Here is a 22,661-nt window from a genome sequence, read left to right as displayed (position 1 = left end):
ACCCCGACATGCGGGACCACACAGACACATCGTCACGGATCGGGACCGATCTGCCCCCGATCCTCGCCGGAGCGGCGACCGCCGCGGCCGGAATCGGTGCCGTACTCGCCCTGGCGGGCAGCGATTCACCCCTTCGCGCGCCCTTCGCCCTGCTCTTCCTCCTGCTCGGCCCGGCCGCCGGACTGTACGCGGCGCTGTGGCGGTTGGAGCCCGGCACCCGCGCGGCGACCGCCGTCGCGGGGGCGGCCTCGGTCGATCTGGCGATCGCCGCGGGACTCTCGTGGCTGGAGGTGCTGACGGCGGGCGCGTCGGCGGCGGCTATCGTTGCTGTCACCGCACTGCTGTTCCTGTGGACGGCGGCGGACCGGAGGAACGAACGGTCCGGAACGGAACCGGCGGGTCACCGACCGTCCGGCTGATCGCGGAGGAACCAGCGGAGGAACAGGAAGCAAAGTTCCACCGAAGGAAACCGAAAGAAACCGAAACACCGCCAAAAGAAACCGAAAGAACAAGTCCACGTTCCTGGGCTTGTCATACAGTCATCAACATCAATACCGTCATACATCCACACGCTTTTGAGACACCACGAAGCGGCTCAAGGGGAGGGCTCGCGCGCCGCGGTGTCCTGGAGCGAGTGGGCGCGGTAGGGGGGTGCCGCGTGCCCGGTCCGGTCACGTCCGTTCGTCGACGCCGCTCGTCGCCGAACCCGTACCAGGGCCGACCGCGCGGCCGTTTCTGCAGCTCGCCCGTTGTGCCGGAGCGTCGCTCCGCCATGGCCGGGTGAGGCAAGACCCCCCTTTCGAACCGGACATGCGTCCGGGCCGTCCGGCCGCGGACGGTCCACCGGTGGAGAGGGAAGAAATCCAATGAGTTCTGTTCTGCGCCCGGCCGACCCGGGACACGATTCGACGACGGCCGTTTCCGGCCACGACGGTCCCGAAGGCGTCGCGCGCGCGGAGCGCGAGCCGAGTGCCGAACCGGCCGCCGGGTCCGACCCCGCGAGACGGTACCGCCCGGTCTCCTCGCATCTGGCGATCGCCCCGCCCGTCAGCGTCGTCATACCCGCGATGAACGAGGCCGAAAACCTTCCGCACGTCTTCAGGACGCTGCCGGAGTGGATCCACGAAGTCGTCCTGGTCGACGGCAACTCCACCGACGACACCGTCGAGGTCGCCCGCTCCCTGCGCCCCGACGTCAAGGTCGTCACCCAGGCGGGCAAGGGCAAGGGCGACGCGCTGATCAGCGGATTCGCCGCCTGCTCCGGCGACATCATCGTGATGGTCGACGCGGACGGCTCCGCCGACGGCAAGGAGATCGTCTCCTATGTCTCGGCCCTGGTCTCCGGCGCCGACTTCGCCAAGGGCTCCCGCTTCGCCAACGGCGGCGGCACCGACGACATGACCTTCATCCGCAAGCTGGGCAACCGGGTGCTGTGCGCGGCGGTCAACGCCAAGTTCGGCGCCCGCTATACCGACCTGTGCTACGGCTACAACGCGTTCTGGAAGCACTGCCTGGACGACATCACCCTCGACTGCACCGGCTTCGAGATCGAGACGCTGATGAACATCCGCGTGGTCAAGGCCGGGCTGCGGGTGCAGGAGGTGCCCAGCCACGAGTACGTCCGCATCCACGGCGTCAGCAACCTCAGCGCCGTACGCGACGGACTGCGGGTCCTGCGGGTCATCCTGAAGGAGAAGGGGGTCGCCCGCGCGGCCCGCCGGCGCACCACGGGCGGCTTCGGGGTCCCGGCCGCCCGCGGGGAGTCGTCGTGACCGCGGCCGGCGGGGGTCCGGGACCGGCCGGCGATCCGGGCGAGCCGCCGGACCCGGCGGTTCCGGCCGAGTCGGCCGACCCGGCGGCCCCGGCAGCCCCGGCGGACCCGGCCGAATCGACGGACCGACGCTTCTCCGTCGTCGTCTGCGCCTATACCGACGACCGCTGGAACGACATCCTCGCGGCCGTCGCCTCGGTCCGCGCCCAGTCGCTGCCCGCCCTGGAGACGCTGCTGGTCGTCGACCACAATCCGGCCCTGCTGGAGCGGCTCGCCCGGGAATTCAAGGAGTACGCCCCCGGGTCCGCCGCCCTCCCGGCCGGCGCCGTGGTCCGGGTCCTCGCCAACGCGGGCCCCCGCGGGCTCTCCGCCGGTCGCAATACCGGGATCGCCGCCGCCCGCGGCGACTTCGTCGCCTTCCTCGACGACGACGCCGTGGCCGACCCCGAGTGGCTGCGGGTCTTCGCCGACGCCTACGACGACCAGGCGGTCGTCGCCGTCGGCGGCAGGACCGAGGCGGCCTGGGCCTCCGGGCACCGTCCGGCCTGGTTCCCCGAGGAGTTCGACTGGGTGGTCGGCTGCACCTACCGCGGACTGCCCCCGGGGAAGGTACGGGTCCGCAACGTCCTCGGCGGCAACGCCTCCTTCCGGCGCACGGCCTTCGACGCCGCCGGCGGTTTCGCCACCGGCATCGGCCGCGACGGCGACAAGCGCCCACTGGGCTGCGAGGAGACCGAGCTGTGCATCCGGCTGTCGAACGCGCTGCCGGACGCGGTGCTCCTGATCGACGACCGGGCGGTGATCCACCACAAGGTCCCCGCCGCCCGGGAGCGGTTCGGCTACTTCCGTACCCGGACCTATGCCGAGGGTCTGTCCAAGGCGCTCGTCGCGCGGAGCGTCGGCGCGGGCAAGGGGCTCGAGTCCGAACGCCGCTACACCACCCGGGTACTGCCCGCCGGGGTGGTCCGGGGTCTGCGGGACGCGGCCCGGGGCCGCCGGGGCGGCGCGGGCCGCGCCGGGGCCATCGTCACCGGTGTGGCCGCGGCGGCCGGCGGCTACGCCCTCGGCAGCCTGCGGGCCCGCCGGGGCGGGGTGACCTTCTCGTCGGGCCCGATCGAGCCGCTGCCCGCGGCGGAACCCGACCGTACCGACGCCTCCGGAGAGACCCGCACCCGATGAACAACCCCGTACCCGTCCTGATGTACCACGCCGTGGCCACCGCCCCGGCGAAGGAGACCCACGGACTCTCCGTCTCGCCCGAGGCGTTCGCCGAACAGATGGCGGTACTCGCCGACCGCGGCTTCACCCCGGTCACCACGGCCGATCTCGCGGCCTCCTGGCGGTCCGGCGACCGCCGGCCGCTGCCCGCCCGCCCGGTGCTGATCACCTTCGACGACGGATACGAGGGCGTGCACCGGCACGCCCTGCCCGTCCTGGCCGGGCACGGCTTCCCCGCCACGCTCTTCGTCTCCACCGGCTGGCTGCGCGGCGCCCACGACGAGGGCGGCGCCCTCGACACCATGCTCGACTGGGACCAGGTGCGGGAGCTGGCCGCCGCCGGTACCGAGATCGGCGGCCACACCCACAGCCATCCGCAGCTGGACCAGATCGACGACGCCCGGCTGCGGTTCGAGACCGAGCACTGCCGGGACGTCGTCGCCGGCGAACTGGGCGAGGTGCCGCGCTCCTTCGCGTACCCCTACGGCTATTCCAGCCGCCGCGTCCGCGAGACGGTCCGCGCGGCGGGCTTCGCCCAGGCGTTCGCCGTCGGCAACGGACTGGCCAGGCCCGCCCAGGGCCCGTACGCCGTCGAACGGCTGACGGTCCGCCGCCGGACCGGGATCGAGGAGTTCACCCGGATCGTGGAGGGCCGCGCGATCGCCCGCACCTTCGCCGCGGACCGGGCCCTCACCAAGGGTTACGCGGCGGTGCGCCGCACCCGCCGGGCGGCGACCCTGCTCCGCGAGGCGGCCGGGCCCCGCGGCTGACCCCCTGTCCCGCGGGGACCGGGCGCGCCCCGCTCCGTACGAACCGCCGCACCACGCCGACGCAAAAGCCGGTGCGTCGCCCGCACGGGTGACGGATCATGGGGCGCATGCCAGTCCCGCGCCCTCAGGACGCTCTGCCGATCCGTCTCACCCTCACCGACGACGACTCCCCGACGGATGTCATCGACGCCCTGTTCATCGGCCGCTTCGCCACCGGCGAGCAGCCGTATGCCAGGACCGTCAACGTCGACCCCGTCAAACGCGACGCCCCACTGCTGCCTCCGGGCGCGACGGTGCTGCGGTCCTCCGCCGGCGCCAACGGCCGCAGTTCCGTACTGGCGGAGGGCGAGGGCTGGACCCTGCTGGCCTCCCGCTGGCAGCAGAACGCGGACGTCACCGTGACGGCGACCTCGGACGCGCTGGCCCGTGAGGTGCTGGAGCGGGCGACGCGGGACGCGGCGGACCGGCCCGAGCCGACGCCCGACGACGTCACCATGGGTTTCTGGTACTTCTCCCCCGGTCGCGGCCCGCGCCGCACCACCCGGCAGATCACCGCGGGCTCCTGGCAGGAGGTGCGCGGCAACTACGCGGCCCCGGTCGGTACCGCCTTCGACGAGCTGATGAAGACCACCCCGGACGACATCACCGGACGGCTGCTGCTGCTCCACGGACCACCGGGCACGGGCAAGACCTCGGCGCTGCGGACGCTGGCCCGGTCCTGGCGGGAGTGGTGCCAGGTCGACTGCGTGCTCGACCCGGAGCGGCTCTTCAACGACGTCGGCTATCTGATGGACATCGCCATCGGCGAGGACGACGACCATGTCGACGACGATGACGACGACGAGACCGGCGGGGAGAACCGCCGCTGGCGGCTGCTCCTGCTGGAGGACTGCGACGAACTCATCCGCGGCGAGGCCAAGCACGCCACGGGACAGGCCCTGTCCCGGCTGCTGAACCTGACCGACGGACTGCTCGGCCAGGGCCGCAATGTGCTGGTCGGCGTCACCACCAACGAGGACCTCGAACGGCTGCATCCGGCGGTCGTCCGCCCCGGCCGCTGTCTGGCCCGGATCGAGGTCGGCCGGCTCTCCCGCGCGGAGTCCGTGGCCTGGCTCGGCACCGACGAGGGTGTGGGCCGGGACGGCTCGACCCTGGCGGAGCTGTACGCGCTGCGCCGGGGCAGTACCCCCGCGTCGGTCCCCGGCCAGTCGTCGGCGCCGTCGGCGGGGCTGTACCTCTGACACCGTGACCCGGCGGTACGGAGCGGGACGCGCCGTGTCCCGTACCGGCGCGGGTCAGCCGCCGGTGCCGTACGCGGCCCGCAGCGCGTCCCGTACGGCGGACCGCGCCGCGTCCGGGTCGGCGCCCAGCCGGTGGGCGCGCTCGGCGAAGGCGGCGGCGGCATGCGCCAGTTCCCGGACGGCCGCGTCGCCCGCGGCGGCGACGAAGGTCCCGTTCCGGCCGCGGGTCTCGACGACGCCGTCGGTCTCCAGCGCGCGATACGCCTTGGCGACGGTGTTGGGCGCGAGCCCCAGCTCGTCGGCGAGCCCGCGCACGGTGGGCAGCCGGTGGCCGACGGGGAGCGCGCCGGACCTGGCCAGCTCGGCGACTTGCGCGCGGAGCTGCTCGAAAGGGGCGACGCCCGATGCGGTGTCGATGTCGATCGTGAGGGTCACGGGGCGATTGTCTCCCACGGAACCGCCCGGGGGAGCGACCAGGAGGAGAACGGGATGGTTCACGGGACGACGGACCGGACGACTGACGGTGGGACGGTCGAGGTGCGGCTGACGAAAGCGGGCCGCACCAAGATCACCTATCCGGCGGAGCGGATCGCGGACGACGGGGTCCGGGTGGTCGTCAGGGCGCCCTGGGCGGCGCCGGGCGTCCGGGACTTCGGCTTCGTCCGCTTCGAGCCGGGCGATGTGTTCACCGAGTACTACTGGCGGGACCGCTGGTACGCGGTGAAGGAGGTCCGCGGCCCCGGCGGCGGGCTCAAGGGCTGGTACTGCGACATCACCCGCCCCGCCCTGGTCTCCGGGGACGTGCTGACCGTGGAGGACCTCGATCTCGATCTGTGGGTCCCGCCGGACGGCGCCGAGCCGCTCCGCCTCGACGAGGACGAGTTCGCCGCGAGCGGTCTCGCGGACCGTGACCCCGCCGCGGCGGCGGCGGCCCTGGGCGCCCTCGACGAACTCGCCGCGATCGCCGCCGGGCCGCATCGCGCGGCGGCGTTGCTGGAGTAGGGCCCTCCCTTCGGATCCCGCCGGAACTCGCCCGCCCCGGCACCGCTCCCGGGCCCGCACGCCGCGTTGCCCGGGCGGCCCGGCACACGGCGACACCGGAGGCGTTCCGGGCCTGAAGGGCCGAGGGACGGACACCGCCCGGTCCCGGTGTCAGGGCCGTTCGTCGGGCCGGAGGGCGTCGAGGAGGAGGCCGAGGCCGAAGGCGAACTCGTCGGCGGGGTCCCAGCCCGGCCGCAGGACGTGTTCCATGGCGAGTTCGACCAGGTGGGGGTAGGTGTCGGCGGGCATATCCGCCAGGATGGCGCCCGTGACCTCGTCCCGTTCGGCCTCGCCCCGGAACGGCAGGCTCACCTCCTGGATGACAAAGCCGTAGAGATAGCTGTCGATCAACGAGAAGGCGTGTGCCGTCATCGCGACGGAGAACCCCCCGGCGCGCAGCGCTCCGATGACCGCGTCGTGGTGGCGCAGGGTCGCCGGTCCCGGCCGGGTCCGGGAGTCCAGCAGGGCGACGGCCCACGGGTGGCGGGTCAGCACGGCCCTGGCGGAGTTCGCCCGGTACCGCATCGCGCTCTTCCAGTCGGTGTCGCGCGGCGGCAGGTCGATCTCGCCGAAGACCGCGTCCACCATGCCGTCGAGGATGTCCTCGCGGCCCGCGACATGGTGGTAGAGCGACATCGCCTCGACGCCCAGCGGTCCGGCGACGGCCCGCATGGTGAGCGCGGCCGTGCCCTTCTCGTCCGCGACCGCCATGGCCGTACGGATCACCCGCTCACGGCTGAGGGGGGTACGCGCCGTACCGCGCCGGCCCTCCTTGTCCATCGGCTCTCCTCTTCCGTTCTTCCGTTCTTGCCGTCCCTTGACCGCCTTACGGCATAAGGCTAGCTTGCCTTACAGCATAAGGTCGACACGGTTGAGGGGCTGCGCCATGGGCACGGATCGCATCGGGAAGGTCTGCATCGTCGGAGCTTCGGGGAAGCTCGGGCAGTACATGGTCCGGCACGCGCTGGACCGGGGTTACGAGGTCGTCGGCGTCTGCCGGGAGCGCAGCGTGCCGAAACTGGCCGGCTTCGACGGCCGGATCACCGTCGTCCCCGGGGACACGAACGACCCGGAGGTGATCCGGCGGGCGGTGCGGGGCTGCGACGGGGTGCTCACGGTCCTGGTGCCGTGGGGGGTGCGGCAGTACTCGTCGGGGACGGCGCGGGCCGTGCTCGACCACGCGGAGCCGGGCGCGCGGCTGGTCTTCTCCTGCGGCTGGCATATCTCGCGCGACGGCAAGGACCGGTACTCACGGCTGTTCACCTGGGGCGTCCGGATCGCCGCGGTCGTCGGCAGGCTGGTCCGCGCGGTCGAGATCGACGACCAGGTGGAGGCGTGCCGGCAGGTGTTCGCCAGCGACACCCGGTGGACCGTGGTGCGCGGCAGCACGCTGGAAGAAGGCGAGAGCCAGGGGCTGCCCGTATGGAGCCGGCATGTCGGCGATCCGGTCCTGGCCGGCGACCGGACCCGCCGGGTCGACTACGCCCTCTTCATGGTGGCGGCGCTCACGGACGACACCCTGATCCGGGAGGCCCCGGCGATCGTCGGCCGCCGCACCCCGAGCGCCCTCGCCCACAACGGCGACGCCCCGGGCCGGTCACAGCACTAGCAACCCGCGGCGGGGACCCGGCGGGCCGCGGCGAAGGCGTCGGGTTGGAGCCGCTTGCGGTAGTGGATGCGGTCGTACGGTCCGTCGACGCGGCGCTCGGTGATCTCGTACCCGTACCGCGCGTAGAGGTTCTGGTTCTCCCACATCAGGGCGTTGGTGTAGAGCCGGATCTCGTACAGTCCCAGCTCCCGGGCCCGGGCCTCGGCGAAACGGAGCAGGGCCCGGCCGAGGCCGGTGCCCTTGGCGTCCGGATGGACGGCGATCGACTCCAGGAAGAGATGGCCGTCCCGGGGGACGAGCACGATCACGCCCAGGACCGGATCGCCCACGACGAACACCCGCCCCGCCGCCACATCGGCCGCGTGGTCCGCCTTCATCGGGGCGGGCACGGTTCCGATCCGGTCGATGTAGTGGTGGTAGGCCGCGTCGGTCACGGACTTCACCAGCGGCACATCGGCGGCGACGGCAAGGCGGGTGTTCATGGTCAGCTCACATCCGGGGTCATGACGAGATGCTACGACGGCGCATGACGAGCTTCTTCAGCAGCGGCCACGCCAGCAGGATCAGGATCACGATGTAGACCGTCACCGAGAAACCGGTGTTGACCAGGCCGGAGACGCTGCCGTCGCTGAGCTGGAGCGCGCGGCGGAGCTGCTGCTCGGCGCCCGGGCCGAGGATGACACCGATGACCGCGGGCAGGATCGGCAGACCGTACCGTCGCATCCCGAGGCCGATCAGACCGATGATCAGCAGGATGACCAGGTCGAGGGCCTCGCCGCCGACCGCGTAGGCGCCGACTCCGGCGAAGAAGAGGATGCCCGCGTAGAGATACGGCCGCGGGATCCGCAGAAGCTTCGCCCAGACCGGGGCCAGCGGCAGGTTCAGCGCCAGCAGCAGGACCATGCCGACGAAGAGGGAGGCGATCAGGCCCCACACCAGGTCGGGCTCGCGCTCGAAGAGCAGCGGTCCGGGCTGGATGCCGTACTGCTGGAACGCGGCGAGCATCACGGCGGCCACGGCCGTCGTGGGCAGACCGAGGGTGAGCATCGAGACCAGCGTGCCGGCGGCCGATGCGGACGCCGCCGACTCCGGACCCGCGACGCCCTCGATGGCGCCCTTGCCGAACTCGTGCTTGTTCTTGGAGAGCCGCTTCTCGGTGACGTAGGAGAGGAAGGTGGGGATCTCCGCGCCGCCGGCCGGGATCGCGCCGAACGGGAAGCCGATGAACGGGCCGCGCAGCCACGGCTTCCAGGTCCGCTTGACGTCGTCCTTGCCGAGCCAGGGGCGGCCGACCGGGATCGGCGGGGAACCGCCGCGCCGCAGATGGGCGGCGACCCAGAGCGCCTCGCCGATGGCGAAGAGCCCGACCGCGACGATGACCACGTCGACACCGTCGGCGAGCTGGAGCGAGCCGAAGGTGAGGCGCTGCTGGCCGGTCATGGAGTCGAGTCCGACGAGTCCGATGGTCAGACCGATCAGCAGGGACGCCAGACCGCGGATCCGGGAGGAGCCGAGGACCGAGGTGACGGCGATGAACGCCAGCACCATGATCGCGAAGTAGTCGGGGGCGCCGATGTCGACGGCCAGCTCGGCGACCTTGGGCGCCAGGGCGACCAGCAGGATGGTGCCGATCATGCCGCCGGCGAAGTGGCCGATCGCGGCGGCGGCCAGCGCTTGGGAGCCGCGCCCCGATTTCGCCATCGGATTGCCCTCGATCGCGGCGACCACCGCCGCGCTCTCACCGGGCGTGTTGAGCAGGATCGAGGTGGTGGAGCCGCCGAACATGGCTCCGTAGTAGATACCGGCGAACATGATGAAGGCGCCGGTCGGCTCGAGGCCGTAGGTGACGGGGAGGAGCAGGGCCACGGCCATGGCGGGGCCGATGCCGGGCAGGACACCGATCGCGGTGCCGAGCAGTACGCCGATGGCCGCCCAGAGGAGGTTCATCGGCGTCAGCGCGGTGCCGAAGCCGTCGATCAGAGAGTTGAGCGAATCCATCGAGCTACAGCACCCCCATGAGCGGGCCGCCCGGCAGCGGGACGCCGAGCAGGTTGTTGAAGAGGAAGTACGTGCCGAGCGAGAGTCCCGCGGCGATCAGCGGATCGCGATCGAAGTGGCGGCTGCCCAGGGCGAACGCGGCGCCCCAGAAGAGCAGGGCTCCGGCGATGGGGAAGCCGATCGGGCCGATCAGGACGGCGAAGCCGAGGAAGACCCCGGCGAGCAGCAGAACGGTCTGCCAGTCGCTGGGCTCGCTCAGATCGATGTCCTCGCCGCCCTCGGCCTCGCCCCGGCCGCCGCGCAGGACGTCGACGGCGAGCAGGGCGGCGACCACCAGCAGTCCGATGCCGACCACGATCGGCACGGTCTTGGGGCCGACCGGGCCCCGCTCGGATATCGCGACGTCCATGGTGAGGGCGTCGGTGAGGACGAGTACCCCGATGGCGAACAGCAGCACGCTGACGCCCAGCTCGGAGTGGTCGCGCAGCCACTGGCGGCGGCCTTCGGGGGCCGCGTGGGCCGGGGCGGCCTTCGACGACCGGGGGGCGGGAGTCTCCGGAGAAGTCACAGTCCCAGCTCCTTCAGCACCGTTTCCACGCGCTTGTTCTGCTCGTCGAGGAAGTCACCGAACTCCTCACCGGGGAGGAAGGCGTCGTCCCAGCCGTGCTTCTTGAGCGATTCCTTCCACTCGGGCGACGCGTGGAGCTCCTTGACCAGGTTGACGAGCTTCTCGCGCTCCTTCTCGGTCAGACCGGGGGGCGCCACGATGCCGCGCCAGTTGGTGAACTCCGTGTCGAGTCCCGCCTCGCGCAGGGTGGGGGCGTCGAGGCCGGGCACCCGCTTGGGGCCGGTCACGGCCAGCAGCCGCAGCTCACCGGATTTGATCTGGTCGAGGTACTCGCCGACGCCGGAGACGCCGAAGGCGACCTTGTTGCCCAGGATGGAGGCAAGCAGCTCGCCGCCGCCGTCGAAGGGGATGTAGTTGACCGACTTCGGGGCGATGCCCGCCGCCTGGGCCATCAGCATGGGGGCGAGGTGGTCGGGCCCGCCGGGGGACGAGCCGCCGCCGACCGACAGCTTGCGCGGGTTCTCCTTCCACGCCTTCAGAAGGTCCTGGATCGTCTTGTAGGGCGAGTCCTTGGAGACGACGACGATGTCCTGCTCTTCGGTGAGCCGGGCGATCGGTGTGGTGTCGGCGAGGGTCTTCGGGGCCTTGTTGGCGTGGACCGCGCCGACGACACCGAGTCCCATGGACATCGCGAGCTTGCCGTTGCCCCGCTCGGAGACCAGTCGGGCGAGGCCGACCGTGCCACCGGCGCCGGGCAGGTTGAAGACTTCGATGTCGTGGGACAGATCGGCGTCCTCGGCGTTCTTCGCCGCGGTGCGCGCGGTGATGTCGTAGCCCCCGCCCGGGGTGTTGGGGACCATGAACCGCAGCCCGGGGATCTTCGTGCCGGTCTCGGAGGTGTCGCCCGTGCTGAGCAGGGGCGGCCCCACGAGCACCAGCAACGCCGCCCCGAGCAGGGCGAGGGGAGTGCGCAATCGCACGTGAGCCGCCTCTCGGTAGGGTTGATGTGAGGTGGCCCACATGTTGCCGTCGCGTTAAGAAAGTGTCTCTCTTCCGGAATCAACGGACGTTGTGGTCATTGTGGTCCCGGCTTAGCGTGAGCCCGTGATGAATGTGCTGGTGGTGGACGACGACTTCATGGTCGCCAAGCTCCACAGCCGCTATGTGTCGGCGACCGACGGCTTCCGGGTCGCCGGCGTGGCCCACAACGGCGCCGAGGCGTTGCGCGCGGCCGAGCGGCTGCGACCCGACGTGGTGCTGCTCGATATCTATTTGCCCGATATGGACGGTTTGGGGGTACTCCGTGAGCTACGGGCGGCGGAGGAACGGGATCCCACCAGGGCCACCGTGGACGCGCTCTTCATTACGGCGGCCCGGGACGCGGAGCTGGTACGGGCGGCGCTGAGGGCTGGCGCCCTGCACTATCTGATCAAGCCCTTCAGCCAGTCGGCGCTCCAGGAGCAGCTGCGCCACGTGGCCTCGCTGCGCTCCCGTTTCGACCGGCTCGGCCAGGCCCGGCAGGAGGACGTCGACCAGCTCTTCGGGACCCGGCCGCCCGGGGCCCGGGGCCTGCCGAAAGGGCTGGCGCCGCATACCGCCGAGCTGGTGGAGCGGATCCTGCGGGAGCACCCGGGGGACCTCTCGGCGTCGGAGTGCGCGGAGGCGGGCTCCCTGTCGCGGGTCAGCGCCCGCCGCTATCTGGAGTACTTCGTGGAGACGGGGCGGGTGCAGGTGACCCTGCGGTACGGGGGTACGGGCCGGCCCGAGCGGCGCTACCGGCTCGCCGGGCGGGCCTGAGGCACCGGGCACGTATCCCCGTACCGCGACGGCACCCCGTGCCCGTACCCCCTTCCCCCCGTCGGCCCGGTCCGCCCCAGGGGGCCGATGTGACCCGTGGCGCCGATGGTGCCGGGGGTCACCGGGCTTTCACAGGCGGGGGCCTACGATTCGGCCGGCACGGGCGACGCCCCCAGCTCGGCGCTGAGCCAGCGCTGGGGGCGCATCCGGAAGACCACCGAGTCGCCGAACTCCGCCTGGGAGTAGTCGAGATAGGCGTCCACCTGGTCGGCCGGCAGATAGCGGGCCGCCATCTCCCTCAACCGTGCCCTGGTACACGGTTCGGCGCCGACGATCGGCCCCTCGACGGAGACGTACCGCACGGTCGGCTCCACCCGGTCCACCATGAGGGAGAAGCGGCCCGCGGCGGTGAGCAGCTTCGCCTTCCGCGAGTCGGCCGCGGTCGTCACCCATAGCTCGCCGCCGGGTTCGTACTGGTACCAGATGGGCACCGTCAGCGGCGCCCGCCCTTCTTCCCCGGAGTCCACCGAGAGGGCTCCGATATGCGGTTCGAGAAGGAACCGCTCGCGCTCTTCCCTGCTGAGGGCAGGAGAACCTGCTGCCATGGACGTTCATCCTCCGCTTTTCTGGACGGCATGGATCCGGCACGCCGGACCGGGCCGGGAAGAGCCGGGGAAACCGTGCGGCCGGATCCTCAGCCCGCTCTTAGCGCCTCCTTAAAACAAGGATAAGGATCACCATGTTCCCCTCCCGGCAGGGGACTTCGGGGCTCCGAGGCGCTAACTTTCTGGTGCCGGAGATTGGTCCGGACCAATGCGCAAGAGGTGAACGACGGGCTGCGCACCCCTTCGGACCGCTCCGGCTCCCCCCAATGTTGAGGAGAACGTCAGATGACCGCTCGCCGCAAGGTCACCATGGCCGCCGCCCTGGGCCTCGCGCCGCTGGCGCTGGCCGGGCTCACGGCCACCCCCGCCGTTGCCCACGGTTCCATGACGGACCCGGTCAGCCGTATCGCCGCGTGTCACGCGGAAGGACCGGAGAGCCCCGACTCCGCCGCCTGTAAGGCGCTCGTCGCCGCGGGTGGCACCCAGCCGCTGTACGACTGGAACGAGGTCAACCTGCCCGCGGTGGCCGGGGCCCATCGCTCGCAGATCCCGGACGGCAAGCTCTGCAGTGTCGGCCGGGACAAGTACAAGGGCCTCGACGCCCCGCGCACCGACTGGCCGTCCTCCCCCATTTCCTCGGGCGCGAAGACGTTCTCGTGGCGGGCGACCGCCCCCCACGTCGGCACGATGGATCTGTACATCACCAAGGACGGCTACGACCCCACGAAGCCGCTGAAGTGGTCGGACCTGGAGGCGCAGCCGTTCGTCTCCGTCACCAACCCCAAGCTGGTGAACGGTTCGTTCGTGTTCTCGGGCAACGTCCCGCAGCGGCAGGGCAAGCACCTGATCTTCTCGGTCCTGCAGCGCTCCGACTCGCCCGAGGCGTTCTACACCTGCTCGGACGTGGTGTTCGGCGGCGGTACGGCCGGGGCCCCGCGGGCCGCCGCGCCGACCGACGCGCAGCTGAAGGCGACCGCCGCCAAGTCCTCCGTCGACCACGGCGGCCACGGCGGCGACTCGCACGCGGAGACCAAGGCGAACGCCGCCTACACGGGGCAGAAGCCCGCCAAGGGCTCCGACTCGCACGGTGGACACGCCCCGCAGGGCGAGTCCAAGGCCCTCGCCGAGACCGGCGGCGACAGCAGCACGTCGTACATCGCCGCGGGTGGCGGTCTGGTGCTCGCCATCGGTACGGGTGTCGTCTTCATGTCGGCGCGCCGCAAGGCGACGGCCGGCGGTCGCTGACCGCCGGACCTGAGGCCGTGACCTCGAAGTAACGCCGCCCCGGCGGCACCCCGACTGCGCGTCCGTCAGCCGATGACGGACGCGCAGTTCGTTTTCCGGGCCCGGTCGGGGTCGAGCGCGTTGGCCACCTCGTGGAAGGCGATCCGGTCCACGGTCCCGACCGCCACGTGCTCGGAGAGATCCAGCGGGCAGAGGTCCTGCACCACGACGTTGCGGACGTTCGGCCCGGTCAGGAACTGACTGCGGTACGGGGTCACCACCTGGTCGTACCGGGTGGCGATCACCGTGTACCGGACACCCGGCACGGTGTCGCCGCCCGCGTTCAGCCGGGTCAGGAAGGGCGATCCGGCGATCTGGTCGGCGAGGGCCGGGGTCGCCTCGGTCAGCAGGTCCTCCACCCCGGGGAAGTACGGCAGCAGCCGGGTGAGACCGAGCAGATCGGTGCCGTGGTTGTTCGGCGCGAGACCGATCAGGGCGTTGACCTCGGCCGCGCCGCCGAGGAACTTCAGATAGTGGCGGGGCATCATGCCGCCCTGCGAGTGGCCGACGAGATCCGCCTTCGCGGCGCCGGTGGCGGCCCGCACCCGGTCCACGAAGGCGTCGAGCTGTTCGGCGGAGCGGGCGACGGGTCCGAGGCCGTGGACGAACGGCACCCCGGGGAGCTGCCCGTAGTCGAGGGAGTAGACGCAGTAGCCGCGGGCGACGAGGTACGGCGCGAGGCCGAGCCAGTTGTCGACGGAGTTCCCGAAGGTGCCGTGGACCAGCACCACGGGCCTGGGGTGGGCGGCGGACGGCTTGCACGACCAGTCGTTCCAGCCGCGGCTCGCGGCTGCGGGCGCGACGGGCTCGGCGGCGGCCCCGGCAGCGGGCGCGAGCCCCGCGACGGCGGCCAGCACGAGGGCGGCGAGGGTACGGACGAGACGGGTCCGGGCAGGCAGCGGCATCGAGGGGACTCCTCGCGGCTCGAAGGTGGGGGGGGGCGGCCGCCCGGGAGGGAGTGCCGGACGGCCGGAGCACCGGTTGTTGCGGCTCGGCGGTCCGGGCCGGGTCCGAAAGAAAGACCCTCGGCCCAGGGTGCTCACGACAAGTTACGCACGGGTAATCCGCCGGGGGAAGTTACGCGACGGTAAAAACTGAGAGCGTGTCAGACAGGCCCGCCGGGGCCGGTCACCCGCCCCCGTACGCCATTCGGCCCCGTCCCGCCTGCGGGACCGGCGCCGCGCACCGACCGTGGGGCCATGACGCGGACAACGGACGGCGGCCGGCCCACCCCCCACCCCCCGGGCCGGACGCCCCCGCGTCCGGGCTTCCTCGACGAGGTCAGGGACGCGGTCACCCTCCGGGCCGCCCTGCTGGTCATCGGGGTGCTGGCGCTCCAGCTGGGCTTCATCACCTCCTACATCGGCGCCTTCCACCACCCGAAGCCGACGGATATCCCGCTCGCGGTGGCCGCGCCCACGCCGACCGCCGCCGAACGCGCCGTACGGGATCTCGCGGCCCTGCCGGGCGACCCGCTCGACCCCCGGGCCGTGGCCGACGAGGCGACAGCCCGCCGGCAGATCGGGAACCGGGACGTCGACGGCGCGCTGATCCTCTCCCCCGCCGGGCCCGACCGGCTGCTGGTGGCCAGCGCGTCCGGCGCGTCACTCGCCGACAGCCTGACCGCCGTCGTCACCCGGGCCGAGAAGGCCCGGGGCCGTACCGTCGACGTGGTGGACGCCGTCCCCGACTCCCCCGGCGACGCCCGCGGCCTGACCTCCTTCTATCTCGTCGTCGGCTGGTGCGTCGGCGGCTACCTCTGCGCCGCCGTGCTCGCCATCAGCGCCGGGGCCCGGCCGGCCAACCCCGCCAGGGGGCTGATCCGGCTGGGCGTCCTGCTGCTGTACTCCGTCGTCGCGGGGCTGCTCGGTACGGTGATCGCCGGGCCGGTCCTCGACGCGCTGCCGGGCAGCGTGCCCGCCCTGTGGGGCCTGGGCACCCTGCTGGTCTTCGCCGTCGGCGCGCTCACCCTCGCCCTCCAGGGACTCGCCGGGATCATCGGCATCGGCCTGGCCATCCTGATCGTCGTCGTCCTCGGCAACCCCAGTGCGGGCGGCGCCTATCCGTACCCCCTGCTGCCACCGTTCTGGCAGGCGATCGGCCCGGCCCTGCCACCCGGCGCCGGGACCTACGCGGCCCGGTCCATCGCCTACTTCCGCGGCAACGGCGTCCTCGGCCCGATGCTGACGATCTCCGCCTGGGCCGTCGGCGGGGCGCTGGTCACCATGGTCTGCGCCGTCCTGCGACGCCGGGCGGGGGAGCGTACGGGGGCGGCGGCTCCGGCGGCTCAGGACCCCGGGAAAGCCACCTCGGCATAGCACCGGCGCACGCCCGGGGGGACGTTCCGGCCGCCCACTCTCGAATCCGCCGCCAACGGATGGCGAAACCAGCAGATCCCCGGCCCTCCGATGGGTAATCATCAAGGGGCCGGGGACGCGCGGATCCGGCTGTCGGCCCGCATCAGGGCGATCGGGGCGAAGGGGGACGCGAGTGCGACGTCGGGTGCGCACGGACGACGGGCGGCATCTGATCACGGAACGGCTGGGGGATCCACAGGGCAAGCCGGTCTTCCTGCTCCACGGCACCCCCGGCAGCAGACTCGGCCCGGCTCCGCGCGGCATGGTGCTCTACCAGCGCGGCATGCAGCTCATCGCCTACGACCGGCCCGGGTACGGCGGCTCCGACCGGCTCGCGGGCCGCAGCGTCGCCGACGTGGTCCAGGACGTCCGGGCCATCGCCGACGAGCTGGAGCTGGAGCGGTTCTCCGTCGTCGGCCGGTCCGGCGGCGCGCCGCACGCCCTGGCCTGCGCGGCCCTGATGCCGGACCGGGTCGACCGGACCGCGGCCCTGGTGACGCTGGCACCCCGGGACGCCGTCGGTCTCGACTGGTTCGAGGGGATGGCCGCCTCCAATGTGGACGCCTACACCTCGGCCCTGGACGACCCGACGGCCTTCACCGAGCTGTTCACCCTGCGCTCCGACGAGATCCGCAAGGATCCGATCAAGCTCCTCAACGATCTGCGGCACGAACTGCCGGCCTCGGACCGGGCCGTCGTCGCGGACGCCGGGGTACGCACCATGCTGCTCCGCAACTACCAGGAGGCGCTGCGGACCTCGGCCTGGGGCTGGATCGACGACGCCATGGCCTTCTGCGGCCCCTGGGGCTTCGACCCGGCCGACATCGACGGTCCCGTGATGCTCTGGCACGGCGAGAAGGATGTGTTCTCACCGGTCGGGCACTCCCGCTGGCTGGCCGAACGCATCCCCGGGGCGACCGCCGTCCTGGAGCCGACCGCCGCGCACTTCGACGCCCTCCACGCGCTGCCGCGGGTGCTGAACTGGCTCATCGAGGAGCTGTAGCGCGTGCGGACGGCGGTCGGGCCGGGACGCGTGCTCGTGTCCCGGCCCGACCGCCTTCCCGCGGCGGGGTCACACCGCCAGCGGCTCCAGATCACGGTGCACCCGGCGCTCGTCCCGGGCGATCCGGGTCAGCGCGTGCTCCTCGCCCAGCTGCCGGGTCAGCTCCTCGACGGTCTCGTTCCGCAGCGCCGTCGCCTCGTCCTTGCGGCCCAGCATGCCGAGGGTCACCGCCAGATTGGAGGCGACCGCCAGCACCTCGGGATGGTGCGGCCCGAGGACCTCGCGCAGCCTGCTGACCGTCCGCTGCTCGATCTGGAGCGTCTCCTCCAGATTGCCCAGGTCCGCCAGCGCGTTGGCCAGGTTGATGGTGCTGAAGAGGGAGTGCGGATGGCTGTCGCCGAGTACGGCGCTCATCCGCCGCACCACCTGCACCAGCAGTTGCTCCGCGGTCTCCGGATCGCCGCAGCCCCAGTGGAAGATGCCCAGGTTGTTCATGGCGGCGAGGGTGTACGGATGCTTCTCGCCCGGCACCACCGTGTACTGGTCGACCACCTCCTGCGCCAGGTCCCGGGCCGCGACCGGCTCGCCCGCCGCGAACAGGTCCGCCGCCAGATTGAGGTCGCAGGCGAGCGAGTCCGGGTTGGCCGAGGTGTACTGCGCCCGGTAGCGGTTGCGGGTGGCCGTGGTCAGCCGCCGGGCGTCCTCCAGCTGGCCGGCCCTGCGCAGGGAGACCGCGAGGCTCTTGGCCGCCGCGAGCGTCCCCGGGAAGGTCCGCCCGAGCTGCTGCTTCAGCAGGTCGTAGGTCCGCGCGAGCAGCACCACCGAGTCCTCGTACCGGCCGACCTCGCGCAGATCACGGGCGAGCGACGTGGCGGAGGAGAGGGTGTACGGATGCAGCGGGCCCAGCACCTCCGTACGACGGTCGAAGACGTCCTGGTCCAGCTCGCGGGCGCGGGCGTACTGGCCGACCATCCGCAGGTTCAGCGCCAGGTTGTTCGCCGCCGCCAGGGTCCGCGGATGGGACTCGTGAAAGATCTGGCTGAAGCCCTCGTGGGCCTCGGTCGCCAGCTCCATCGCCTTCCCGTACTGACCGAGCGTGCCGAGGTCCATCGCCAGTCCGCTGGTGGTCATGTACGTATGCGGATGCGTCGGGCCCAGCACCTCCCGCTGACGTTCCAGGGTGACCTCGTCCAGCTCCTTGGCCTCCACATAACGGCCCTGGGACCGCATGATGTTGGAGAGGTGGAAGCGCAGATACAGATACTGGTAGTCGTTGTTGCCCAGCATCTCGCGCCAGACCTCGCGGACCTCGTTCGCGGTGGCCGCGGCGGAGACCCAGTCGCCCCGCTTCCACAGATAGCGCACCCGGTCGATCAGCAGCCTGCGGGTCTCAGGCTCCCGGCAGTTGCGCGCCTCCGAGGTGGCCAGATGCGGCCAGATGGTGGCGAACTGCGGCCAGGTGGAGGGGTTGTCGATCGGCTCGTCGTCATCGGGCCTGGACCCGGCCAGCACCTGGTGGACCGCGTGCCGCGCCTTCTGCTGCTCCTCGTCGCTGAGCTGGGCCCGGATCACGGCCTGCACCAGCCGGTGGACCTGGATGCTGCTGTTGACCTGGTCGACCTTGGCCAGGGCGAACCGGCCGATCTCCCGGATCACCCGGCCCAGCACCAGCTTCTCCTGGAGGGACGCGTCGTACGGCTTCAGCGCGTCGATCATCTCCTTGCTGTACAGCAGGTTCGCGGAGATCGGCTCGGGCGCGAAGAAGGCGCAGAGCTGGAGCAGCCGGACCGCGGCCGGTGACCGCTCCTTGAGCCGCTCGATGGAGACGTTCCAGGTCGCGGCGACCGGCTCCGGATAGCCCGGCGGCTGGTTGAGCGCCAGCACACTGGTGGTCTGCTCCTTGAGCTGGTCCAGATACTCCGCGACGGGCGTCGCGGTCTCCGCGATCCACGCCGCGGCCTGTTCGACGGCGAGCGGCAGATCACCGACGGCCATCGCGACCTGGTCGGCGTCGTGGTTGCTCAGCCCCCGGGCCCGGCGCTGGAGGTGCTCGATGGACTCCTCACGGGTGAAGACGTCGATGGGGAGCGCGTCGCCGTACTGCGACCAGGTCTGGTTGCGGGAGGTGACGAGGATGTGCCCGGGGCCCTGCGGTGGAAAGAACCGCTTGAGCAGTTCGGGGTCGTCCGCGTTGTCGAACACCAGCAGCCAGCGGGTCGACGGCACTCCGCGGCGCAGCAGGTCGATCGCCTCGCGGGAGGCGGCGGACATGTCCTCGCCCGCCTGTGCCCCCAGCCGTACGGCGAGTTCGGCGAGGCTGGCGACCACATCGTCGATCTGCTCGGCGGAGATCCACCAGACCAGGTCGTAGTCGGCCATGAAGCGGTGCACGTACTCGATCGCGACCTGGGTCTTGCCGACACCGCCGAGACCGTAGATCGTCTGCGGCTGCGGCAGGACGGCGGCGACCGACATCCCGCCGCCGAGCTGGTCGCGCATCCGCTCCAGCACGACGGCCCGGCCGGTGAATCCGGGGTTGCGCGGCGGCGCGTTCCAGATCTTGGGCACCGTCCCCGGGAAGCGGGGTCCCGGCGCCGAGCTGTCGGGCAGCTGCACCGGCCGGTCGAGCGCCCGCAGCAGCGCGCCGATCGCCTGTACCTCCTCAAGACGGAACAGGTCGACGGGGTTGCGGTCGATATAGGGGGCCGTGAGCCGGACGTCACCGACCCGGATCGGCAGCAGATGCTGGCGTCCGCCGCCGGGGTCGTCGGCCGCCGCCCGGGACCAGACCTCCACCGCGCGGGCGGATTTCAGATACGCGGCCGACAGCAGCACCACGGTCCGCGCGGCGGTCTCGGGTGTGATCGGGCTCTCCCCCGGGTCCCGCTCCACCGACACGTCCCGGGGCACGACCCGGAATCCGGCCCGGGCCAGCTGCGCCTCGATCCAGTCGGCCCACATCCGGTTCTCCGCCACATAGCTGAGGAAGAGGTCGGCGGGCAGGGCGGGACGGCGGCGGGTGAAAGCGTCCTTGATCCGCAGCCGGGTCTCCTCGCCGACGTTCGGCATGGATGTGACGTCCTGCTCGGTGATCACCGAGGTGAGCCGCTCGAAGGCGGAGAGCAGGGAGTTGGTCAGACCGGCCTCGTCGCCGAAGGTGGCGAGGGTCTCCTCGTAGGCGTAGTAGGGGCGGTACGGAATCTCCACCGCGCCCCAGTAGGTGGTCAGCTCGTCCCCGGCGAGACCGCTCGGCAGCCGGTCGAACTTGACCCGGGCCAGCGCGCGTCCGGCGTCCGCCTTCTCCTTCTCGCCCTCGTCGATCCGCATCGGAACGGGGTAGATCTTGATGTTCCGGCCGCCGTAGCGCTCGTCGATCTGGCGGGCGACCGAGGCCGCGCCGTCGATGGACTGGTCGCTGAGGGTGAAGCAGTCCACCAGGATGTCGGGCAGATGGACGGTGCAGATGTCGGCGATGTCGGAGAGTCCGGTCCGGCTGTCGATGAGGACGTAGTCGTAGTTGGCCTTCATGTCGTCGCGGAGCGCGTCGAAGAAGAGGCCGCCGCCGAGCCGGTCGTAGAAGTTGTCCCAGTCGAAGGTGGAGACGGTGGCCGAGTACTCCCGGTTCTGCTTGCCCGCGGACACGAAGTCGAGCGTCCCGCCGTCGGGGAACTCCCAGCCGAGGATCTCGGGGGTGAGGGAGACCGCGTGCGGCTGGATGCGCGCGTAGTCGATGTGCCAGTCGTCGCGGCGGGCGGTGTCGGGGGTGATCGCGGCCCAGGCGTACTCGGTGATCAGATCGATGACACCGGTGGTGGCGCCCAGGGTCGAGGGGTCGAGAAAGGGATGGAAGAAGCGGTGGAGGCCGGGCGCCTCCAGATCCCAGTCGACGGCCAGGACCCGCTTGCCGTTGGCGGCCAGGATCCAGGCGGTGTTGGCCAGGGCCATCGTCCTGCCCGTTCCGCCCTTGTAGGAGTAAAAGGTGACGATGCGTCCGTCACGACTGGCTGTCATCCGTGTCCTCCGCATCGGGGGCAGTTCCACGCAATGTGTCCGGGACGTACTGAGTGGTGCCGTAGTCGGCCATCGGGCCGCGGAGTCTGGGCCGTTCGCCCCGGGAGCCGGCGCCCGGGGGTGGTGCGGGCGGGTAGACCTCGGCGTGTCGCAGATACTCCTGCGCCGACGCCTCCACGACCTGGGGCAGGATCTGGCCGAAGGCCTCGATGCTGAACACCCCGCGGGCGGCGGCCCGGCAGGCCGGGCGGCCGTGGTTCATCTGATGGGGCATGGTCCGCTCCAGCCGTTCGGCGAGTTCCGCCTCCGAGTGTCTGCTCTGGGGGTCGTCGCGGTTCCACGGGACGACGACCGTGGCCCAGGGGCGGGGATGGGCGTCGAAGGCGGCCAGCCGGGCGCAGCGCCGGTCGTCGACGAGGGCCCACCGGTCGACGACGAGGATCTCCGGCCGGGTGGGCGGCAGCCCGGGGTCGGGAAGGGTCTCGTGGTCGAAGGAGGAGATCGTCGGCTGGTAGTCGAGCGAGCTGACCAGGTCCCTGGCGACATAGGCCAGCGGCCGTGCGGAGTCCGGGTGGTACGGGTTCCATTCCTGGGACTGTTTTCCGTAGTAGTCGGGGGCACGGCCGTCGGGCAGATCGTGGTGGGTGGGCGCGGCGATGGTCAGATGCATCGGCCGAGGTCCCGCGGACTTGCCGAAGGCGCTGGGAGCGTGACGGTAGTCGACGGGACTGCCGGGGGTGACCCGGGTGGTGTCGGCGACGGCGACGATGCGCTTGGCGAGTTCGTAGACCGCCGCCTCGTACTCCTCGGCGAATATCCGGAGTTTGATCAGACCGTAGAGACCGTCGGTGACATAGCGGTCGCCGAAGGCCTGATGGTTGAACTGGAGCCGCTCGGCCGGGCCGGGTAGTTGATCGGGCGGCATCGGCACCCAGAGCGCGGGGACGATGGCCTCCGCCGGGCGGTTGCTCTTCGCCTGGTGGTAGATCGCCCGCTGGGCGAATGCGTACCACTCCTTTCCGCACATCTCACTGGCGAAATAGCGGGGTGAGAACAAGGGGACGAACACTCGGCAGTTGGCCAGCACCTCGCCCAGCCGCTCCGACCATCCCTCGCCCGAACGGATCTCCCGGTCCATGAAGCCCGCCGGAGCTCCGGCGGGCAGATCGGTCATGGCCATCACATGACCGCAGAGATCACGGAAGAGCCGCTCCACCCACATGTCCGGGTCGGGACCCCCCGCCCCGTACCGCGGCGTATGCGCGTAACTCAAGAAGAAGTACGGCCGATGGTCCACCGCACGTTGCGCTGTTTCCGACACACGACCCCCGTCCTGTGTGAACGCCCGCCCTCACGCCCGACAACCCGATATCCCGACGGATCCGCCG

Annotated in this window: 21 protein-coding genes; 11 read left to right on the top strand and 10 right to left on the bottom strand. The window is 71.6% G+C overall.

The features are described 5' to 3' along the window. The first annotated feature begins 8 nt into the window (after nucleotides 1-8). The 5 genes from ACFXG1_RS15835 (at nucleotide 9) to ACFXG1_RS15815 (ending at nucleotide 5,000) form a co-directional block, all read left to right on the top strand. Entirely contained in the window at nucleotides 9-419 is a 411-nt protein-coding gene (locus ACFXG1_RS15835) for a hypothetical protein (protein ID WP_384721720.1), read from the top strand. Between the two features lie 447 nt (nucleotides 420-866). Further along, entirely contained in the window at nucleotides 867-1,772 is a 906-nt protein-coding gene (locus ACFXG1_RS15830; RefSeq protein ID WP_384721717.1) for a glycosyltransferase family 2 protein, read from the top strand. 176 nt (nucleotides 1,773-1,948) lie between these two features. Next, the gene (locus ACFXG1_RS15825) at nucleotides 1,949-2,950 is read left to right on the top strand and encodes a glycosyltransferase family 2 protein (protein WP_384742975.1); all 1,002 of its coding nucleotides are present in this window, start codon (nucleotides 1,949-1,951) and stop codon (nucleotides 2,948-2,950) included. Then, complete coding sequence (locus ACFXG1_RS15820; protein WP_384713796.1) at nucleotides 2,947-3,759, top strand: polysaccharide deacetylase family protein; 813 nt, start codon at nucleotides 2,947-2,949, stop codon at nucleotides 3,757-3,759. Before ACFXG1_RS15825 ends, ACFXG1_RS15820 begins: the two co-directional genes overlap by 4 nt. 98 nt (nucleotides 3,760-3,857) lie before the next feature. Next, nucleotides 3,858-5,000, top strand: coding sequence for a DUF5925 domain-containing protein (locus ACFXG1_RS15815; RefSeq protein ID WP_384713799.1), 1,143 nt, complete (start codon nucleotides 3,858-3,860; stop codon nucleotides 4,998-5,000). Nucleotides 5,001-5,054: 54 nt separating this feature from the next. On the opposite strand, the gene ACFXG1_RS15810 is transcribed toward ACFXG1_RS15815, so the two are convergent. Continuing rightward, nucleotides 5,055-5,435: a GntR family transcriptional regulator gene (locus ACFXG1_RS15810; RefSeq protein ID WP_384713802.1), complete on the bottom strand. Its 381-nt coding sequence runs from the start codon at nucleotides 5,433-5,435 to the stop codon at nucleotides 5,055-5,057. A gap of 54 nt (nucleotides 5,436-5,489) precedes the next feature. Between ACFXG1_RS15810 and ACFXG1_RS15805 the strand changes: the two genes are divergently transcribed. Further along, nucleotides 5,490-6,002 (top strand): DUF402 domain-containing protein, encoded by a 513-nt coding sequence (locus ACFXG1_RS15805; protein ID WP_384713805.1) that lies wholly within the window; start codon nucleotides 5,490-5,492, stop codon nucleotides 6,000-6,002. 150 nt (nucleotides 6,003-6,152) lie between these two features. Here the strand turns inward: ACFXG1_RS15805 and ACFXG1_RS15800 are convergent, their stop codons facing one another. After that, nucleotides 6,153-6,821, bottom strand: coding sequence for a TetR/AcrR family transcriptional regulator (locus tag ACFXG1_RS15800; RefSeq protein ID WP_384713808.1), 669 nt, complete (start codon nucleotides 6,819-6,821; stop codon nucleotides 6,153-6,155). Between the two features lie 106 nt (nucleotides 6,822-6,927). On the opposite strand from ACFXG1_RS15800, the gene ACFXG1_RS15795 reads away from it, so the two are divergent. After that, the gene (locus tag ACFXG1_RS15795; protein ID WP_384713811.1) at nucleotides 6,928-7,650 is read left to right on the top strand and encodes an NAD(P)-dependent oxidoreductase; all 723 of its coding nucleotides are present in this window, start codon (nucleotides 6,928-6,930) and stop codon (nucleotides 7,648-7,650) included. Here ACFXG1_RS15795 and ACFXG1_RS15790 read toward each other — a convergent pair. From ACFXG1_RS15790 to ACFXG1_RS15775, 4 genes are read right to left on the bottom strand one after another with little or no spacing between them, the layout of a single operon-like run. Beyond that, complete coding sequence (locus ACFXG1_RS15790) at nucleotides 7,647-8,132, bottom strand: GNAT family N-acetyltransferase (RefSeq protein WP_384713813.1); 486 nt, start codon at nucleotides 8,130-8,132, stop codon at nucleotides 7,647-7,649. The two genes, ACFXG1_RS15795 and ACFXG1_RS15790, sit on opposite strands and share 4 nt — an antisense overlap. 19 nt (nucleotides 8,133-8,151) lie before the next feature. After that, nucleotides 8,152-9,648, bottom strand: a complete 1,497-nt coding sequence (locus tag ACFXG1_RS15785) for a tripartite tricarboxylate transporter permease (RefSeq protein WP_384713816.1) — start codon at nucleotides 9,646-9,648, stop codon at nucleotides 8,152-8,154. Nucleotides 9,649-9,652: 4 nt separating this feature from the next. Further along, nucleotides 9,653-10,216: a tripartite tricarboxylate transporter TctB family protein gene (locus ACFXG1_RS15780; RefSeq protein WP_384713819.1), complete on the bottom strand. Its 564-nt coding sequence runs from the start codon at nucleotides 10,214-10,216 to the stop codon at nucleotides 9,653-9,655. Then, complete coding sequence (locus ACFXG1_RS15775) at nucleotides 10,213-11,196, bottom strand: Bug family tripartite tricarboxylate transporter substrate binding protein (protein ID WP_384713822.1); 984 nt, start codon at nucleotides 11,194-11,196, stop codon at nucleotides 10,213-10,215. Before ACFXG1_RS15775 ends, ACFXG1_RS15780 begins: the two co-directional genes overlap by 4 nt. Before the next feature lie 127 nt (nucleotides 11,197-11,323). Here ACFXG1_RS15775 and ACFXG1_RS15770 point away from each other — a divergent pair, with 127 nt between their 5' ends. Further along, nucleotides 11,324-12,013 carry a response regulator gene (locus tag ACFXG1_RS15770; RefSeq protein WP_384742972.1) on the top strand — a complete coding sequence of 230 codons (690 nt, stop codon included), beginning with the start codon at nucleotides 11,324-11,326 and terminating at the stop codon, nucleotides 12,011-12,013. Between the two features lie 143 nt (nucleotides 12,014-12,156). Here ACFXG1_RS15770 and ACFXG1_RS15765 read toward each other — a convergent pair whose 3' ends face one another. Then, a complete protein-coding gene (locus ACFXG1_RS15765) occupies nucleotides 12,157-12,618 on the bottom strand; it encodes a pyridoxamine 5'-phosphate oxidase family protein (RefSeq protein WP_384716147.1) in 462 nt (153 codons plus the stop codon). A gap of 285 nt (nucleotides 12,619-12,903) precedes the next feature. Here ACFXG1_RS15765 and ACFXG1_RS15760 point away from each other — a divergent pair, with 285 nt between their 5' ends. Further along, complete coding sequence (locus ACFXG1_RS15760) at nucleotides 12,904-13,863, top strand: lytic polysaccharide monooxygenase (RefSeq protein WP_384716145.1); 960 nt, start codon at nucleotides 12,904-12,906, stop codon at nucleotides 13,861-13,863. Nucleotides 13,864-13,928: 65 nt separating this feature from the next. Here ACFXG1_RS15760 and ACFXG1_RS15755 read toward each other — a convergent pair whose 3' ends face one another. Then, the gene (locus ACFXG1_RS15755) at nucleotides 13,929-14,807 is read right to left on the bottom strand and encodes an esterase/lipase family protein (RefSeq protein WP_384716142.1); all 879 of its coding nucleotides are present in this window, start codon (nucleotides 14,805-14,807) and stop codon (nucleotides 13,929-13,931) included. A 294-nt stretch (nucleotides 14,808-15,101) separates the two neighbouring features. On the opposite strand from ACFXG1_RS15755, the gene ACFXG1_RS15750 reads away from it, so the two are divergent. Both ACFXG1_RS15750 and ACFXG1_RS15745 read left to right on the top strand, forming a co-directional pair. Next, nucleotides 15,102-16,220, top strand: coding sequence for a DUF3533 domain-containing protein (locus ACFXG1_RS15750; protein WP_384716140.1), 1,119 nt, complete (start codon nucleotides 15,102-15,104; stop codon nucleotides 16,218-16,220). 172 nt (nucleotides 16,221-16,392) lie between these two features. Next, nucleotides 16,393-17,262 carry an alpha/beta fold hydrolase gene (locus tag ACFXG1_RS15745; protein WP_384716137.1) on the top strand — a complete coding sequence of 290 codons (870 nt, stop codon included), beginning with the start codon at nucleotides 16,393-16,395 and terminating at the stop codon, nucleotides 17,260-17,262. Between the two features lie 69 nt (nucleotides 17,263-17,331). Here the strand turns inward: ACFXG1_RS15745 and fxsT are convergent, their stop codons facing one another. Continuing rightward, on the bottom strand, nucleotides 17,332-21,273 hold the full coding sequence (gene fxsT, locus ACFXG1_RS15740; RefSeq protein WP_384742916.1) for an FxSxx-COOH system tetratricopeptide repeat protein: 3,942 nt from the start codon (nucleotides 21,271-21,273) through the stop codon (nucleotides 17,332-17,334). Further along, nucleotides 21,257-22,594, bottom strand: a complete 1,338-nt coding sequence (locus ACFXG1_RS15735; protein WP_384742913.1) for a TIR-like protein FxsC — start codon at nucleotides 22,592-22,594, stop codon at nucleotides 21,257-21,259. The genes fxsT and ACFXG1_RS15735 overlap by 17 nt, the downstream gene beginning before the upstream one ends. Nucleotides 22,595-22,661: the final 67 nt, after the last annotated feature.

This window comes from Streptomyces sp. NPDC059248, from assembly GCF_042753905.1.
Classification (GTDB): domain Bacteria; phylum Actinomycetota; class Actinomycetes; order Streptomycetales; family Streptomycetaceae; genus Streptomyces.
This window is presented reverse-complemented; position numbering and strand designations above follow the sequence as displayed.

Bases quoted from the DNA above. Each gene is read 5' to 3' on its own strand.
- ACFXG1_RS15835 (WP_384721720.1), top strand. From the start codon at position 9: ATGCGGGACCACACAGACACATCGTCACGGATCGGGACCGATCTGCCC.
- ACFXG1_RS15830 (WP_384721717.1), top strand. From the start codon at position 867: ATGAGTTCTGTTCTGCGCCCGGCCGACCCGGGACACGATTCGACGACG.
- ACFXG1_RS15820 (WP_384713796.1), top strand. From the start codon at position 2,947: ATGAACAACCCCGTACCCGTCCTGATGTACCACGCCGTGGCCACCGCC.
- ACFXG1_RS15815 (WP_384713799.1), top strand. From the start codon at position 3,858: ATGGGGCGCATGCCAGTCCCGCGCCCTCAGGACGCTCTGCCGATCCGT.
- ACFXG1_RS15805 (WP_384713805.1), top strand. From the start codon at position 5,490: ATGGTTCACGGGACGACGGACCGGACGACTGACGGTGGGACGGTCGAG.
- ACFXG1_RS15800 (WP_384713808.1), bottom strand. From the start codon at position 6,821: ATGGACAAGGAGGGCCGGCGCGGTACGGCGCGTACCCCCCTCAGCCGT.
- ACFXG1_RS15795 (WP_384713811.1), top strand. From the start codon at position 6,928: ATGGGCACGGATCGCATCGGGAAGGTCTGCATCGTCGGAGCTTCGGGG.
- ACFXG1_RS15790 (WP_384713813.1), bottom strand. From the start codon at position 8,132: ATGAACACCCGCCTTGCCGTCGCCGCCGATGTGCCGCTGGTGAAGTCC.
- ACFXG1_RS15785 (WP_384713816.1), bottom strand. From the start codon at position 9,648: ATGGATTCGCTCAACTCTCTGATCGACGGCTTCGGCACCGCGCTGACG.
- ACFXG1_RS15770 (WP_384742972.1), top strand. From the start codon at position 11,324: ATGAATGTGCTGGTGGTGGACGACGACTTCATGGTCGCCAAGCTCCAC.
- ACFXG1_RS15765 (WP_384716147.1), bottom strand. From the start codon at position 12,618: ATGGCAGCAGGTTCTCCTGCCCTCAGCAGGGAAGAGCGCGAGCGGTTC.
- ACFXG1_RS15760 (WP_384716145.1), top strand. From the start codon at position 12,904: ATGACCGCTCGCCGCAAGGTCACCATGGCCGCCGCCCTGGGCCTCGCG.
- ACFXG1_RS15755 (WP_384716142.1), bottom strand. From the start codon at position 14,807: ATGCCGCTGCCTGCCCGGACCCGTCTCGTCCGTACCCTCGCCGCCCTC.
- ACFXG1_RS15750 (WP_384716140.1), top strand. From the start codon at position 15,102: ATGACGCGGACAACGGACGGCGGCCGGCCCACCCCCCACCCCCCGGGC.
- fxsT (WP_384742916.1), bottom strand. From the start codon at position 21,273: ATGACAGCCAGTCGTGACGGACGCATCGTCACCTTTTACTCCTACAAG.